Source organism: Bradyrhizobium sp. 604_D8_N2_3, from assembly GCF_051810765.1.
Lineage (GTDB): Bacteria > Pseudomonadota > Alphaproteobacteria > Rhizobiales > Xanthobacteraceae > Bradyrhizobium > Bradyrhizobium barranii.
In genome coordinates this window covers 8,746,860-8,761,804 of sequence record NZ_JBPWPM010000001.1, presented here as the reverse complement: position 1 = coordinate 8,761,804, position 14,945 = coordinate 8,746,860, and the positions used below count along the sequence as shown (strand labels likewise).

The window sequence follows — 14,945 nt, the reverse complement described above, 5'->3', positions numbered from 1 at the left end:
AGCCCCGTCAGCGGTCTAATTGATTCGTTGATTCGCCTGCAATTGCGCGGACGGCGTGCCTGAAAAGTCCCTTCCGAGCTGTTGTTCGCGGGTCACAGCGACCCGTAGAACCCCGGAGTGCGGCCGCGGGAATACGTGCGGTGCTACCTGCCACAAGTTGCAGATCGGGGATGACTACCCCACCATCCGGTCCCGTCCACTCCAGAAGCCCGCGCGCAGCACCTTCTTGTCGACCTTGCCGACGCCGGTCATCGGCAGCTGCTTGACGAACTGGATCTGCTTCGGTGCATGTGCCGAGCCTTTTCGCGTCCTCACCAGATTGATCAGCTCGTCCGGATCGGGCTGTGCCCCCTCACGCGGCACGACGATGGCGGTAACGGCTTCGCCCCATTTCTCGTCGGGAATGCCGACGACCGCGACCATCGCGACATCCGCATGCTGCGACAGCACGTCCTCGACCTCGCGCGGAAAAATGTTGAAGCCGCCGGAGACGATCATGTCCTTCTTGCGGTCGAGGATGAACATGTAGCCGCGCTCGTCCTTGCGCGCGACGTCGCCGGTGTGGACCCAACCATGCTTCAGCGTCTCGGCCGTGATGTCGGGCCGCTTCCAGTATTCGGCCATGACATGCGGCGCGCGCACGCAGATCTCGCCGGCTTCGCCCGTCTTTACTTCCTGGTCGTTGTCGTCGAGAATCCTGACCTCGCAGGTCGAGATCGGGAAGCCGCAGGACAGGAACAGCTCCGGCGTCCTGGGATCGTGATCAGCCTTTCGCAGCACCGAAATCGGATAGCATTCGGTCTGCCCGTAAAGCTGCGAGAACACCGGCCCAATGCGTTCGATGCCCTCGACCAGCCGGCTCGGCGACATCGCGGAGGCGCCGTAGAGCACGAGCTCGAGTGAGGACAGATCGGTCCTGCTCAGCGCGGGATGATCGAGCAGCACATAGATCATGGTCGGCACGAACAGCGTGAAATTGATGCGCTCGCGCGCGATCGTCGCCAGCACCGCCTCGGGATCGAAGCCTTTCAGCATGTGCACGGTGCCCCCGCGCATCAGGGTCGGCACTACTTTCGTGCCGGCGACATGGCTGATCGGGGCAACCGCGAGGTAGTGCGGGGTGTCAGGGATCTCGAAGTCGGCGAGGATCGCGGCAGCACCACCGGCGTTCTCGCGGTGATAGCGCAGTGCGCCCTTGGATTTTCCGGTCGTGCCACCGGTGTAATTCAGCGTTGAGAGATCGTCGGGGCCGGCGAAGCAATGCGCGCCGGCGTAGCCTTCGATCTCGATCGCCTGCAACAGGTCGACGCCATAGTCGGCCGGTCCCGTGGTGAAGACCGCCTTGAGCCGGCTCGCACTCGCGGCAAGCTCGCCGCCGCGATCGCGGAAGGTGGCGGCATCGACCACCAGCATCTCGGCCTCGGAATCCTCGAGCTGGAAGAGCTGGTCTGCCCTCGATCCCAGCGGATGCAGCCAGGTGACGCAGAGCCTGGATAATTGCGCGGCGACACCGGCGCACCAGGTGTCGGCACGGTTCGCGGTGAGGAACGCGACGCGCGCGCCGGGCTGCAAGCCCAGCCGCATGAACACGGCCTGGATGCGTCCGATCAGGTCGATGGTGCCCTGATAGCTCAGCGATCCACCGGGCCAGGCGAAAGCGGTGCGGCCGGGATAGCGCGACAGTGCCCGCAGCGTCTGCGCGCAAGTCGGGGACGATGCGTGGAGCGGATCGGACATATGTTTCCCCGTTGTTTTGTCATCGGCTTTTGACGTGCCAATGTTTGTGCGCAACGCTAGCACAGAGAATGCGGGATGGAACGACAAAGCCCGTGCAAGGAGGCGTGAGTGACATCCGATCGACTGCAACACTTCCGTGATCGTCTCGCTCTGCCCTTGATCGCGGCGCCGATGTTTCTGGTGTCGGGCGTCGAGCTCATGGTCGCGGCCTGTCGCAATGGCGTGATCGGCAGCTTCCCCACCGTGAATTGCCGCGGCACGGAACAGCTCGAGGCGTGGCTCACCGAGATCGAAACGCGACTGCGGCAACACGAAGATCACACAGGTCGTAAGGCCGCGCCGCTTTGCCCGAACCTGATCGTGCATCGCTCCAACGCGCGGCTGGAGCAGGATCTCGCGGTGCTGCTGCGACACAAGCCGGAGATCGTCATCACCTCTGTTGGATCGCCCGCGCCGGTGTTGAAGCCGCTGCACGATGCCGGCGCGCTGGTGCTGGCGGACGTGGCCTCGATCCGCCACGCCCAGCGTGCGGCGGAAGCCGGCGCCGACGGGCTGGTGCTGCTCACCGCGGGCGCAGGCGGGCAGACCGGCTGGCTCAATCCGTTCGCTTTCGTCCGCGCGGTGCGCGCATTCTTTGACGGCATCATCGTGCTCGCCGGAGGCATCAGCGACGGCCGCGCGCTGCGTGCGGCTGAAGTCCTCGGCTGCGATCTCGGCTACATGGGCACGAAATTCATCGCGACGCGCGAGAGCATGGCGGACGAGCGCCACAAGGAGATGCTGGTCGACAGCAGCGCCGACGACATCCTGCTGACCACCGCGTTCACGGGGTTGCAGACCAGCATGCTGAAGCCGTCGATCTTGGCTGCGGGCCTCGATCCCGACGATCTGCCGGCACGTGGCGCGATCGATATAGGCAAGGACATTGACGTCGACGCGCGCGAAAACCGCCCGAAACGCTGGCGCGATATCTGGAGCGGGGGACACGCGACATCGGGCGTGACCGACGTGATGGCGGTCGACGATCTCGTGGCGCGGACCCTCGCCGAATATCGCGATGCGGGCGGGCGGTAGGCGGCGTCCTTCCCCTCGCCCAGCTTGCGGGGGAGGGAGAGGAGGGGCCGTCGCTCCCGATCACAGTTAATCGAGCGCTCCTCCGCGGCCCCGTACTTAACGGCAGATTAACCAACGCCCGCCAAGAATCCCCCTCACGGCCGCCAATCAGGACCGAGAGGGACAGGCGATGGACTTCGATTTTCTCAATAGCAAGACAGCCGCGACGCTGGACGAAATCCGGGTCCGCGTGGCCCATGCTCTGGCCCGTCATCCGCTGTGCCGCAACGTGCGCTTCGACATCCTCAGCGTCCCCCGCACCCGCCGGGGCGGCAATTGGACGGTGACGCTGCAATCGGTCGAGCCGCGCGCGGTCTGGGAGGCCTCCGAGATCGTCGCCGACATCCAGGATGCCTACGACCTGGCGCTAGCTGCCTGATTTCCTTGAGATTTCGGGGCATGTCGCCACAGTCCGCGCGATTGCCGTCGCGATGGCTCGGTTAAGCCTTATTTACCGCCCAGTTTCCGGGCACTCGTCACGTGGACTTGAAGCTGGGCCTGGAGAGACGTTTGTCCAAAGCCATCACCATCGTCGTGCTGACCTGTTTCCTCGTCCTCGGCGCCGCCACCACCGCCATCCTCGGCCGTGACAGCGTGCCCAGCGTCAGCGCGGAGATGATCACGCAGGCCCCGCCGCCCAAGCAGCTTTCGACAAATCGCGCCGCCAAGGCCGACCGCCTGGTCCCGACGCTGGCACTGGCCTCGGCCGCGATCGATCCGGTCCAGGTCTCCGCCGACAAGCTTTCGCAGGCGCCGGTGCTGACCGAGCCGCTGCGCCAGGCGTTTGCCGCCGCAACGCCCGCCGATTTCCCGATGCCCAAGGCGAGTGTGCATGAAGCGCCCGCTGCCGCAGAGGCTCCCGTCGAAGCTCCGGCCAAGCCGAAAGCCGCCGCCAAGCCGCAGCCGCAGAAAAACTATTCGTTGCTGTCCGACGTGCAGATCGCGGGCATCAGAGATCGCCTGAAACTGTCGTCGTCGCAGGAATATTACTGGCCCTCGGTCGAGACCGCGCTGCGCAATGTCGTCCGCAAGATCTCCGCGAACAAGCTCTCCAATCCGAACGCGCCGGGCGTGCCGATCGATCCGAACTGCGACGAGGTCCAGCAGTTGAAGTCGGCCGCAATGCCGCTGCTGTTCCAGCTGCGCGAGGATCAGAAGGAAGAAGTTCGCAAGCTCGCCCGAATCATCGGGCTTGAAAAAGTCGCGCAGCAGATCTGACGCGCAAGTTCCTCCGGGAACTGCGTCCCGCATCGGGAACATCCGGCAATCGACAAACGTTGCCCGCTCCAAAGAGGGAGTGGACCAATGCGCGCCTCGACAGCTTATTTCGTCGGTGCCGGAACGATCGTCGCGGCCATCGCCATTGGTCTCGGTGGCGGCATCGTCGCCGGCAATATCATGAATCCGGTCGCGCCCAAGCAGGGGCCGGACACGAGCAAGATGGCGCAGCGCGCTGAAGCTGCCAAACCCGCGATGACGGACGCGCCTTCCGAGCGCTTGCAATATCTCACCGGCTCGCAAGCCTTCGGCGCCATGATCGCCGCGCCGGCGCAGGCCGAAGCCAAATCCGAACCCGCAAAGCCCGACACGCAGGCAAGGCAAGCGAACGCCGAGCCGCCAGCGCCGCAGCCTTCCCAGGCGGCCGCGGCCGAGCCGCCCAAGCCGGCACCGGCATTGCCTCCGCAAGTCGCAAAGCCTGCCGAGCAGCAGGCATCGACAGAGCCGCCATCCTCACCCGACAACGCCTATGCCAAGGCCAGAGATTCCGACATGAAGCGCGCCGCGTCCGAACGGCGCCGCATGGAGCGCCGCGAGCGCTGGGCCGAGCGCCGGCACTACGATCCCCGCGAGCCGCGCGGCATGCGCGACCGCACCGATTGGGATGACGTCGCGCGCAACATCCGCGAAGATTCCGATGCGCGCGATGTCGCGAGCCGGCCGCGCAGCGGCTTGCCGCAGATCAGGCTGTTCGGGCCCGACGACGACTAGCGCCCATCCTCGCCGTCGTGCACGCGATCGTGAGCGACGGTTCGTTCTGCGGACGCGCTTGCCTCGAATTTCAACTTCCAGACGATCTCCGTTCAATGCATGATTGGCGTGGCTAGCCAAAGGCCTCGTCATGGGCGTAGCGCTGTTAGCTCGGGGTCGCTTCTTCGCGCCGTACCGCGAAGGCGTCACCGTGCCGACGCCGGTTGATAGAGCCGGCATTGCCTGGCTGCTCCACTTTCTCGCGCGACACGCGCGGAATCGCGGTTTCACCGCGCTGCAATTGCCCTCGAAGGCGGACGACGGGGCGGCCTTCTCGACTGACCTCACTTATCTCGCATTGCAAACCTTTTAGAGGTTTCCATGTCGATACATCTGTTGTGGACGTCCGCGGACAGTCTCATCGTGGCCTTTGCGCTCGCACTCATCGTTCCGCAACCGCATGTGCTGCCGCTCATTCTGATGTTCGGCGCTTGCGATGCGCTGGGTTCCGCGCTCGGCGTCACGATGCCGGTCGCGGGCGGGCTCGCAGCGATCCTGTTGATCGCGTGCGGCGCATCGCTGGTGGTGCGCCACCCCATCGCGCAACGTCTTTTGAATGCGCCGGGGTGGTTCTATGTGCTGCCACCGCTGCTGGCGATCGACAATCTCGTGTCGCGCACGCCTGATGCGCCGGCCGTTGCCGCACTGTCGAGCGCGATGATGGCCGGGCTCGGCTTTGCCTGCGGAGCCGTCGTGTCGCGCGGGTGGCGCGCAGGCTTGCGCGACGTACGACCGCTTGCAGCGGCTTGCCTGATTGCGGCCGGAAGCCTCCTCGCCTACGGAGCCTGAGCATGGTCGCCTCCGTCACGACCCGCAGCTACGACCGTGCCCGTACCGGTACGAACAATTCCGAGACGGTGCTGACGGCGACCGCCGTCCGCAGCAGGGGCATCGTCAAACTCTTCAGCCTTCCGATTCCCGACGATCCCAGGCTCGAGGCGCAGCCGCTGGCGGTCGGCGGCCTGCACACAGCCGACGGCAAGATCCGCGACCTGATCTTCCAGGCCAGCATGGGCAATTGGGTCTATGCATTCGACGCTGTGACCGGCGAGAAGATCTGGGCGACCAACTTGGGGCGTCCCATCGTCGGAACGAGGGCGATCGACGGCCACATGACCAACGTCCATTGGGGCATTCTCTCGACCCCGGTGATCGACGAGGGGGCGGGCATTCTCTATGCCTGCGCCTGGATCAGCGACGACGGCAGCGTCGCCAAGGGGCAGCATTTCCTCGCGGCGCTGCGGATCCGCGACGGCTCGAAGGTGCACGGGCTGCTGAACCTGGAGGGCGCGGTCTACACGCCGCCGAGCGGCCTGCCGGTGCAGAAATTCGTCTCGGCCCAGCGCAAGCAGCGCAGCGCCCTGACGCTGACGCGGAACCACGTGCTGATCCCCTTCGGCACGATCGCCGAGACCTCGAAGACGGCGCGCGGCTGGCTGCTCGCGGTCGACGTCCATGCCTGGCGGCTCGCTGCGTCGTGGTGCTCCACCGTCACCGGCTCCGGCGGCGGGCTGTGGCAGAGCGGGGCCGGCCCGGCCCTCGCTCCCGACGGTTCAATCTACGTCATCACCGGCAACGGAGCGTTCTCGCCGCAGCATGGCGATTTCGGCGAGAGCATCGTGCGGCTCGCCTTGCACACCGGAAGCCATGCGCATTTCGAAGTCATGTCGTGGTGGGCGCCATGGACCGACGCCAACCGGGTCGGCGCGGCTGCGGACGCAGCAACCGCCGACGATGACGACAATGACGAACTGCCGCTGCCGTCGAACGTTTCCCTGCCCTCCGTGATCGCGCATGCAAGGCGTATGGGAATGACGCTGAAGCCTCGGTATGCGCGCGAGATGCCGCATGTCGCGGTCACCTCGGGTCGCAGTGCAACCGATGCGCAGATCGCGCCGGTCGTGGCGCATCACATGGAGGCGATGAACGAGTCGATGTGGGGCGACCAGGATTTCGGTTCCGGCGGTCCGGTCTATGTCGCCTCCGCCCATGCCATTCTGGCCGCGGGCAAGGACGGCATCCTCTACACCGGCAATGCCAATGCGCTCGGCAAGACGCAGCCGGGCGAACTTGCGGCCGGCCATTTCGCGGCGAACTACAACAGGCTTCTCATGCCACCGATCCTGTACACGTATTTCGATCCCGCCGTGCCGCCTGCGCCGGCGTCACCGATGGAGCTGAACGTGTTTCCCGGCGGCGCGACGCGGCATCTGCATGGCACGCCGCTGCTGTTCCAGTCCGCCACCCACGGCACCATGCATTTCGTCGGCGGCGAGAACAGCGCCTTGCGGGCATGGTCGATTGCGGCCGACGGGAGAACGACCTATCTCGCCGGGGGCAACGAGATCGCCTCGCCGCAATCGCCGCGTCCGCCGGGCGGCATGCCCGGCTGGAGCATCACGCTTGCCGCCAACAACGGCACTGATGGCATCATCGTGGCGATGGTGCCCTATCAGGACAGCAACATGATTCTCAGTCCGGGCCGCTTCCTGGTCTACGATGCGCAGAATTTCGCCACCAATCCGGATGGTTCCAAACGGCTCCAGGTGATCTGGGACAGCGAGGACTGGGGCCCGGAGCACGCCTTCATGCATCCCAAGTTCAACCGTCCGATCGTCTGGAAAGGCCGCATCTATCGCCCGACTTATGACGGCCGCATCGACGTCTATGGCCTGACGAATTAGCTGCTGTCCCTCTCCCTTCTTCGCGGGAGAGGGTGGCTCGCGGCAGAGAGTCTCTGCTCTTGGTGCGTCGAGGCAGCTCTCATCCGCCTTGCCATCGGCAAGGCACCTCCCACAGGAGGGAAGGAAGAAGATCACCCGCCGTGCGACTCCACCACCTTGCGGCAGGCGTCCGAGAGCTTTGTCTTGTTCTCGCGCAGGCAGGCATTCATCTGCGGCGGCTTGCCGATATGTTCGGCGCAGAATTTGCCGGCGTCGCCGCGGCAGGCCATCTGCTCCTGCGGCGTCGGACCGGATTGGGCAGCGGCGGGCAGGATGGCCGCAGCGAGCAGCAGCGCGGCAAGAACTGAAGTCTTCATGAAACACCTCTTTGGGATTGTGAAGGGTCCCGCTGGGATCGGGTGAGCCGGACCATCTCGCGGAGGGCCGTTGCCGGTCCATGCCATGTTCATGGCATCGGCTCGCTCGGCGCACCCCCATCTTCATGGCATGTATCCGCGCGCCGTCTTTTGCCATTCAGGCTGCACGTCGGCTGCGAAACCCGGTGATTGCATCGGGGCGCCGAACGGGAAGCAGGAGAGCAAGATGTCGAAAAACGTGGGAGCGCTGAGCGCCGGGCTGACGGTCATGATGCTCGCGGGCGCGGCGATGGTGTCGCTGGGCACGAGCCCGGCGCAGGCGGTGGTCTATTGCAAGACGGTCGGCGTGCCCAAGGGCTGCGTGGTGCGGCCGGCCGGGGCGGTGGTGGTCGCGCCGGCCGCCGCGGTCGCGGTGGCGACGCCCGGAGTCGGCGAGCCCGGCGTCGGCGTTCGTGCGGGAACGCCGATGAATCGCGGAGGCCCGGTCAATCGCGTCGGCGTGCGCTGACGATCTCGTTTGATTGAGTTGATTGCATTGCTTCGGGCGAAAGGATGATCTGCGGACGACCCCCCCGTCCTCCGCATGACGATAATCCGGCCCGTCCCCTCTCTCCGTGCGTCCCACACGTTCGGGGAGGGGGCTTTTCAGCCCGCGGCGGCGGCGTCGCTATCGGGAAAGATTTTCGGCAGTTGCAGCCGCACGCGCGTCCCCGAGGAATCCGAGGCCAGATCCAGCACCGCGCCGCAGCGCGCGGCGCGGCTTCGCATGTTGCGCAGACCCCGCGCGGTCTGGCCCGCACTGCCGGCTTCGCCGTTGCCGGACAGGGCAAAGCCCTTGCCGTCGTCCGCGACGCTGATCATGCCACACGGCCGGTCACCATCTCCTTGGCCATCGTCGAGCGTCTCGATGGTAACAACGATATGGCGCGCCTGCGCGTGCTTGACCGCGTTGGTCACGGCCTCGTCGAGGATGCGCACGATCTGGATGACGTGCCATGGCCGCAGTTCGGGATGGAGCGGCAGGCCCTGCGGCGTCGCCACGTGCCATTCGAGTGCGACGTCGTGTGGCCGCAATTGTGCCGCCGCACGCTCGCGCCAGGAGCCGAGCGCAAGCATCAGGTCGCCGCCGATGTCGTCCATGGAATCGATGACCAGGCGCAGATCCTTCAGCGCGGCGCGCGCAGCGTCCGTGATGGTCGCGCCCTCGTGTCCACGCTCGGAGAGCGCGACGATGCTGACGAGCTGACCGCCGAGGCCGTCATGCAGGTCGCGCATCAAGCGCGTGCGCTCGTTGGCGAGTGCGGCGGCACGGGCGCGCTCTTCTTCGCGGGCGAAGCTTGCCTTCAGCCGCTCCTCCGCCTCGCGCACGCGTGCGATGAGCTGGCCGGCGAAGCTGTCGACCTCGTTGAGCGCGCGGGCGAAGCGCCAGGTCAGTCCGGCGCCTATCGCCACCAGCATCGCGGAATAGGACAGCCGCGTGACGAAGGTGCGATCGTCCGGCACGAACTCGAACGCCGAGAGCATGTCGTGAAACCAGCAGGTCAGCACGATGGTCACGGCGCAGCCGAAGGTAAAGCTCGCCGCGTCCTGCCGCCTGATCACCGCCCACGTCAGGATGACGACCAGCAGCATCAGGCACAGGCCCACGGTCGGCACGCCGAGGAACAGGAAGGTGATGCGCGGGATCGGCTGGCCCGCAAAGAGCCCGACCAGCAGGATGACGAGCCCCGGCGCGAACAACAGCAGCCCGTAGCGCGGCCAGCGCCAGCCGAAGAACAGCACCGCGAACGTCACGACCAGCGCGCTCTCGATCGGCGCGGACGCCAGCAGGATGGCGGCCAGCCGCGGATAAGGCGCGGGCGGCAGCGGCGCCGGCGCGAAGGCCTGCATCGCGCCGACGAGCATTCCTGCCGCCAGCACGCCATAGACCGGCTCGCGGCGTCGCATCAGCCACATGATGGCGAGGATCACCGCCAGCAACGATTGCCAGGCCGAGAACACCACGGGCAGCGTCACGAACAGCAGCGTGCGCGTCTCGTAGGCTCCCCGCAGGCTTTCGTCCGGCCCGACATAGACGGTGTCGAGGAAGCCTCGCAGCGGACCCCACACCAATAGCCGCACGGTGATGGCGTTGCTGCCGTCGCGCAGCAGCGACGACGGGATCACTGTGATCTCCGGCGTGTTGCGGTCGGGCCGGTTGGCGGTGGGATCGCGCCGGGAGTCCAGGATCGCGACGCCGTTGACCGCGACCTCCACGCCATTGCTGAAGCGCGGCAGAAAGACCGACCAGGCCGTGTTTGCCGCATCGGGCTTGAAGACGAACGTGCCCGAATAGAGCGGCGGGTCCTGGAGCGCGTAGCGCGACGACGTGAAATGCGGCAACGTCACCGCCCGGGTCGTGCCGTCCTCCCGCAGCGAAAATTCGCTCACGGCAAAATCGTCGGGGTCGCTGGGCTGGAGCAGCCGCAGCCCCTGGATGGTGACGATCACGATCAGCGCCTGGAGCAGCAGATAGGGCACGAGGCGCGCCGCGATCAGCCGGCGCCGCGGTCGCGCAGGTGCTTTCGCTGCAATCTCGCTCACAGCTTGATCAGGCCCTGCTGCACCGCCTCGAACACCGCTTCGCTGCGCGTGTGCACTTCGAGCTTGCGATAGATGTTCTTGATGTGGCCGGGCACGGTCTGCCTGGACAGGCCGAGATGGCTAGCGATCTCGGCGTAGCTGAAACCCTTTGCGATGCCCCAGAGGATATCGATCTCGCGCGGGGTGAGTCGTGCGGTGTTGAGCACGGGCCCGCGCGGCGGCTCGGCCGAACTCGGCGCGGCGCCTTGCGTTCTGCGCACGATGAAACGGGCGATCGAGGCCGAGATCGGCGAATGGCCGGCGACCAGATCGCGCACGGTGGTGGCGATGTCGGTCGGGAAGGCGTCCTTCAGGAGATAGCCGGTGGCGCCGACGGTGATCGCCGAGATCACGCTCTCCTCGTCGCCGAGCGCCGAGATCACCATGATCTCGGTGTCGGGAAAGCGCTGCCGGGTCTCGCGGATCAGCTCGATGCCATGGCCGTCGGGCAGCCGCAGATCGGTCAGCAGCACGCGCGGTGCGCCGCCGTTCAGGGCCTGGCGCGCCTCGCCGAGCGTTCCTGCGCTGCGCACCTTGTAGCCGGCCTTGACCAGCGCATCCTGGAGCCGCCAGCAGGTCGGCGCGTCGTCCTCGACGAGGAGGATGGTGATGGCCTCACCCGTCTCGCCCTGTTCGCTCATGTTCATCGTCCCGCACCGCGTGTCCCCCGCGGCGCGAGGCCAAGTTTAGCCGCGGCGCGGACGCCGCGACACCCATAATCATGGGGGCGTTGTCACTCTTCCGCTCCGGTGTGGCCGGCGCCTACTGCTTTGCCGCAGCCGATGGCGTCGGCGGCGCGGGCAGACGCTGTACCGTGATCCGCGCCGTGCCGCTGTTGTTCTTGTAGTATTGTTCGTCCGGCCCGAAATAGTCGACGTATTTTGCCGGGGCCAGCCATCGCAGGAAGCCCGGGACGATCTGCACGGCGTCGTTGACGTAGAAGAACAGCTCGCCGGAATCAGGTGCGGTGAATTCGGCCACCATCCGGTCTGCAAGTTTCTGCGTGTCCCAGACCTTGCGTGCCGACTCGTCTGGCGGAAGCGCATCGAATGTGCCCATCTTCGCGATGTCAGCCTTGAGTGTCGTCAGCTTCGCCGCATCGTCCGTGCTCGATTCCTCAGCGTTTTCGATGCGGACGGGATATCTGTTTTTTGGCTCATCCTGAGCATTTTCCTCGGGAAGGGTCGGGTCAATGCGGCGCGGCAGTTCATCTGCCGACATCACGTTCATGGCCTGCAGCGGCTGATCGTTCAGGCCCTTCTCGCCGACGCGTACGACCGGCTGGAACCAGTCCGCGCCGAACAGTCGCCGGGTCGGGAGAGCGAGGTAATGGTGGTTTTCGTAGGTCTGGAATCCGGTGACGCCGGTCATGATCGTGCGGTCGAACCAGCGTTGGTCGATATCGATCCAGACCCGGTATTTGCGGCCCTTCTCCACGGCGAGCCTGCTTGCCCAACAGAACTGGTTGACGTTGAAAAGCTCGACCGCAGGAAGCGCGTTGTCGCCCACCGGCTTGGCAGGCGGAATGTCTACCGCGACGTTCGCTCCCTTTCTCTTCGCCTCTGCGGCTTTTGTTTCCGGGGTTTCACAAACCTGTCCGGTCGCGACGCGCCAGGTGAAGAAGCTGCTCGAGGCGATCAGCAAGGCCGCGGCGTAGATGACGACGATGGAGACGATGGGAAAGATGATCTTGGTGAACGGAAAGCTCATCCACCGCGCATTTCGCTGCATCAAACCGCCAAACCTGAACAACAAACTCATCCGGCTGAGGTTTTTTGCGCTCGCCTTCCGTTCCGGCCGGTACCAGGCGAGTCGCGCCCGCTCCTGGATGCCATCACGCAGCGAGGCGTTGATGCTCCAGACCCACCACGTGACCAGCACGACGAGTGCGGTCGCGACAGGATAATAGAGTGCGATATTGAGCCATGGCCCCGCATAGGAGGGCAACACGTTCTTGAGCAGGTTCGCGACGGAGCCGAGTATGGCGCTGAAACCCCAGTCGATGTTGCTGACAAAATCGCGCAGGCTCTTGCCGGATGTATCTATGATCTTGCGGGCGATCCACGGCCAGGCGGCGATGATGCCCGTCATGATCAGGAGCGAGAAATAGGCCACGCGTCGCCACCACACGGCGCCGCGCGCCAGATTCGCCATGTCCGCGTCTGGCGCTTTCATTCCAGTGAAGGCGTCGGATTCCTCCTTGCTTATCGGGCGCCTCGCTTTCTTCGCGTAGGCGTCATGCATGGCTTGGTGCGCGCCGTCATTGGTGAGCTCCCTGATGCTTCCGTCGGGCATCAGCACCCGCGCGTTCGCCGGCAGCATGATCGGCGCATAATCGTCGCATCCGAACAGCATTCGTTCGACCACGGCGAAGTGAACGACCGGTTTGCCGCCGTTCACATCGCCTTCGAGGATCGGCCGCGGACCGTAGCGGTAAAGCACGGCGGCGCCGCTGCGTGAATCGTGCTTTGGCCCGATCGCCGATTGATACTCGCGGAAGCGCTCGATCGTGCCGTTCTGGAAGCGCAATTGGCCACCGAGCTGCTCGGTCATCCAGACCAGCGGAACGAAGGAGAGGGTGGATTCCGGGTAACCGCCGCCAATGTCGGAATGGACGCCCGCGAACCACACCTCCTTGACAGTCTGGTCATTCGCTAGACGGCTCTGGTCGATCCGCAGCGGATGAAAGGTGGTGCGCTCGTCGTCGAGCGCGAGCGCGTGACAGATGTGCTTCGCCTTGCGCGAGGGCCGGTGATTGCGGAACGAAATCGGCCAAATTGCCCAGTCGATCGCGACGCGCAGCTCCTCGATCGGTACGCCGAAAGCCTCGACGGTGTCGAACAGCCCGAGGAATTCGATCTTGACGTTCTTGCGGCCGGCCATGGCCTTGCGGACCGTGCAATAGGAGCGGTGCCCGCAGACGAAATGGTAGATGATGAGCAGCAGGTCGCGAATCCAGCGCGTAATCCAGATCGTCGGCAGGCTGCGATAGCCCACCGATTCCTTGCGGTATTCCCGCCATGCGGACATGGCGTTGCGCTCCATCTCGGCATGCGAGACCGGCTCGCCCTTGATTTCCGCCGGCACTAACCCCTGACTCGCGATCAGCGCCGCCAGCGTGCGCGCAGTGAAGGCGCCGCGGCTGAAGCCGAAGATGTAGATCTCGTCGCCCTCGCGCCAGTTCCAGCACAGGAAGCGGTAGAGCTTGCGGACGTTGGAGGGAACGCCGATGCCGGTGGCGCCGTCGATGGCTGCGAGCGGCGCCCAGCCGGCGGTGCCGACACCCTTGATGTAGTGGGCGATCTGGTCCGGCTGGGTGTGGTCGAGCGCTTCATAGAGCCGCCAGACGCTGGATTCCTGGGCGGTGAACGCGTTGCCCGTGCCGTCGGCGAACAGCACCAGCTTGCGCTTCGACAGGGTGGTGGCGGTCGTCCCGCCGGCGCTTGCATCGTCATGCGTGTGCTTGGGTCTGGCAGAATCACCATTCTGCGCGCCATCATGCTGGGTCATGGGGCCCCTCTGGCAATCGACGGTGAAGCACTTCGGGCTGGAGCCGTTCAGCACTCCACGATTTCAATCAATGGTTGTGTTATGAAAAACAGGTGCATTCTGTGCATAGTCCCGTTGAGGTAGCAAGCGGGATCGCGCCGCCGCCCTGCCGCGGTCGGACGCCGCGGCATGACGGTTACGAAAACGTTTGGTCTTGCTGGTGCCGGTGGCGAGAGGCGTGATGTCGGCGGACGCCTCTCCCCTGCGAGCGGGGAGAGGCGGAGTGTTCAGCTCCTACCTGCCATTGCCGCGGCAAGCGCCGCCGGGGCCGATATGGTAGCCGCGCGGGCAGGCATGCGCGGCGGGGTTGGCGTAGTTCCTGAGGCAGCCGCCATAGGGGCCGCGGTGCCAGCCGGGGCCGCAGCCGCCGGCGACCGCGATGACGTCGCCGTTCGCGCCTGCGTTGAGCAGGGTGAGCGGCATGGCCTGGGCAACGCCCGTGATCACGCCGAGCGTGAGAGCCGTGGCAAACAGGGTGCGTATCATGTCTTCCTCCCGAATGCCCTTGCTTCAATGGCCGGCGGCGAACGCGATGCCGGCGCGTACTTCGGCGATCGCCTGGTCGATCATCCCGATCGCCTTCTCGCGATGACCGCCCTTGTTCGGCTCTGCCTTGCCGAGCTCGGCGCGGGCCGATTGCAGGATCGCGATGGCTTCGTCCATGTGCGGCTGCGCGCCAAGCGCGTAACCGATGCAGAGGCTGGTCGCGATGGCGCCGCCGAGCACGAGGCTGCGGGGTAGAGAGGTTCGCATGTCGTTGTCTCCTCCAGCGGGCGTCAGGCTGGGGCCGCCCGTTTGCCCGGATGCAGTCCTTGTGTGGCGTGCCGCATCCGCTGCCTGAATAGGGCCCGCTTGT

At 65.6% G+C, this 14,945-nt stretch carries 15 protein-coding genes; 8 read left to right on the top strand and 7 right to left on the bottom strand.

Annotated features, from left to right (window positions below; genetic code table 11):
* Positions 1-174: 174 nt before the first annotated feature.
* On the bottom strand, positions 175-1,737 hold the full coding sequence (locus AB7245_RS42095; RefSeq protein WP_085400969.1) for an AMP-binding protein: 1,563 nt from the start codon (positions 1,735-1,737) through the stop codon (positions 175-177).
* A 108-nt stretch (positions 1,738-1,845) separates the two neighbouring features.
* Between AB7245_RS42095 and AB7245_RS42090 the strand changes: the two genes are divergently transcribed.
* The 7 genes from AB7245_RS42090 (at position 1,846) to AB7245_RS42060 (ending at position 7,562) form a co-directional block, all read left to right on the top strand.
* On the top strand, positions 1,846-2,811 hold the full coding sequence (locus AB7245_RS42090) for an NAD(P)H-dependent flavin oxidoreductase (protein WP_085400971.1): 966 nt from the start codon (positions 1,846-1,848) through the stop codon (positions 2,809-2,811).
* A 169-nt stretch (positions 2,812-2,980) separates the two neighbouring features.
* The gene (locus AB7245_RS42085; RefSeq protein ID WP_028147356.1) at positions 2,981-3,229 is read left to right on the top strand and encodes a hypothetical protein; all 249 of its coding nucleotides are present in this window, start codon (positions 2,981-2,983) and stop codon (positions 3,227-3,229) included.
* A gap of 131 nt (positions 3,230-3,360) precedes the next feature.
* Positions 3,361-4,068 carry a hypothetical protein gene (locus tag AB7245_RS42080; RefSeq protein WP_085399489.1) on the top strand — a complete coding sequence of 236 codons (708 nt, stop codon included), beginning with the start codon at positions 3,361-3,363 and terminating at the stop codon, positions 4,066-4,068.
* 87 nt (positions 4,069-4,155) lie between these two features.
* Positions 4,156-4,839, top strand: coding sequence for a hypothetical protein (locus AB7245_RS42075; protein ID WP_085399483.1), 684 nt, complete (start codon positions 4,156-4,158; stop codon positions 4,837-4,839).
* A gap of 130 nt (positions 4,840-4,969) precedes the next feature.
* Positions 4,970-5,191 (top strand): hypothetical protein, encoded by a 222-nt coding sequence (locus tag AB7245_RS42070; RefSeq protein WP_144030652.1) that lies wholly within the window; start codon positions 4,970-4,972, stop codon positions 5,189-5,191.
* 50 nt (positions 5,192-5,241) lie between these two features.
* On the top strand, positions 5,242-5,667 hold the full coding sequence (locus tag AB7245_RS42065) for a hypothetical protein (RefSeq protein ID WP_144030651.1): 426 nt from the start codon (positions 5,242-5,244) through the stop codon (positions 5,665-5,667).
* A gap of 2 nt (positions 5,668-5,669) precedes the next feature.
* A complete protein-coding gene (locus AB7245_RS42060; protein WP_085399480.1) occupies positions 5,670-7,562 on the top strand; it encodes a PQQ-binding-like beta-propeller repeat protein in 1,893 nt (630 codons plus the stop codon).
* Between the two features lie 131 nt (positions 7,563-7,693).
* Here the strand turns inward: AB7245_RS42060 and AB7245_RS42055 are convergent, their stop codons facing one another.
* Positions 7,694-7,918 (bottom strand): hypothetical protein, encoded by a 225-nt coding sequence (locus AB7245_RS42055; RefSeq protein ID WP_014491555.1) that lies wholly within the window; start codon positions 7,916-7,918, stop codon positions 7,694-7,696.
* 226 nt (positions 7,919-8,144) lie between these two features.
* On the opposite strand from AB7245_RS42055, the gene AB7245_RS42050 reads away from it, so the two are divergent.
* Entirely contained in the window at positions 8,145-8,426 is a 282-nt protein-coding gene (locus AB7245_RS42050; RefSeq protein ID WP_439035658.1) for a hypothetical protein, read from the top strand.
* A 137-nt stretch (positions 8,427-8,563) separates the two neighbouring features.
* On the opposite strand, the gene AB7245_RS42045 is transcribed toward AB7245_RS42050, so the two are convergent.
* The 5 genes from AB7245_RS42045 to AB7245_RS42025 all read right to left on the bottom strand — a co-directional run bounded on the left by AB7245_RS42045 (position 8,564) and on the right by AB7245_RS42025 (position 14,842).
* Entirely contained in the window at positions 8,564-10,501 is a 1,938-nt protein-coding gene (locus tag AB7245_RS42045) for a sensor histidine kinase (protein WP_085399479.1), read from the bottom strand.
* Positions 10,498-11,181: a response regulator gene (locus tag AB7245_RS42040; RefSeq protein ID WP_038933185.1), complete on the bottom strand. Its 684-nt coding sequence runs from the start codon at positions 11,179-11,181 to the stop codon at positions 10,498-10,500. The genes AB7245_RS42045 and AB7245_RS42040 overlap by 4 nt, the downstream gene beginning before the upstream one ends.
* 121 nt (positions 11,182-11,302) lie before the next feature.
* Positions 11,303-14,050, bottom strand: a complete 2,748-nt coding sequence (locus AB7245_RS42035) for a DUF2235 domain-containing protein (protein WP_135215747.1) — start codon at positions 14,048-14,050, stop codon at positions 11,303-11,305.
* A gap of 273 nt (positions 14,051-14,323) precedes the next feature.
* Entirely contained in the window at positions 14,324-14,575 is a 252-nt protein-coding gene (locus AB7245_RS42030) for a GCG_CRPN prefix-to-repeats domain-containing protein (RefSeq protein ID WP_085399477.1), read from the bottom strand.
* A gap of 24 nt (positions 14,576-14,599) precedes the next feature.
* The gene (locus AB7245_RS42025) at positions 14,600-14,842 is read right to left on the bottom strand and encodes a hypothetical protein (protein ID WP_063985829.1); all 243 of its coding nucleotides are present in this window, start codon (positions 14,840-14,842) and stop codon (positions 14,600-14,602) included.
* Between the last annotated feature and the right edge of the window lie 103 nt (positions 14,843-14,945).

Coding starts and splice junctions, on each gene's coding strand:
- AB7245_RS42070 (WP_144030652.1), top strand. CDS start 4,970: ATGGGCGTAGCGCTGTTAGCTCGGGGTCGCTTCTTCGCGCCGTACCGC.
- AB7245_RS42040 (WP_038933185.1), bottom strand. CDS start 11,181: ATGAGCGAACAGGGCGAGACGGGTGAGGCCATCACCATCCTCCTCGTC.
- AB7245_RS42085 (WP_028147356.1), top strand. CDS start 2,981: ATGGACTTCGATTTTCTCAATAGCAAGACAGCCGCGACGCTGGACGAA.
- AB7245_RS42025 (WP_063985829.1), bottom strand. CDS start 14,842: ATGCGAACCTCTCTACCCCGCAGCCTCGTGCTCGGCGGCGCCATCGCG.
- AB7245_RS42075 (WP_085399483.1), top strand. CDS start 4,156: ATGCGCGCCTCGACAGCTTATTTCGTCGGTGCCGGAACGATCGTCGCG.
- AB7245_RS42035 (WP_135215747.1), bottom strand. CDS start 14,050: ATGACCCAGCATGATGGCGCGCAGAATGGTGATTCTGCCAGACCCAAG.
- AB7245_RS42055 (WP_014491555.1), bottom strand. CDS start 7,918: ATGAAGACTTCAGTTCTTGCCGCGCTGCTGCTCGCTGCGGCCATCCTG.
- AB7245_RS42060 (WP_085399480.1), top strand. CDS start 5,670: ATGGTCGCCTCCGTCACGACCCGCAGCTACGACCGTGCCCGTACCGGT.
- AB7245_RS42095 (WP_085400969.1), bottom strand. CDS start 1,737: ATGTCCGATCCGCTCCACGCATCGTCCCCGACTTGCGCGCAGACGCTG.
- AB7245_RS42050 (WP_439035658.1), top strand. CDS start 8,145: ATGTCGAAAAACGTGGGAGCGCTGAGCGCCGGGCTGACGGTCATGATG.
- AB7245_RS42030 (WP_085399477.1), bottom strand. CDS start 14,575: ATGATACGCACCCTGTTTGCCACGGCTCTCACGCTCGGCGTGATCACG.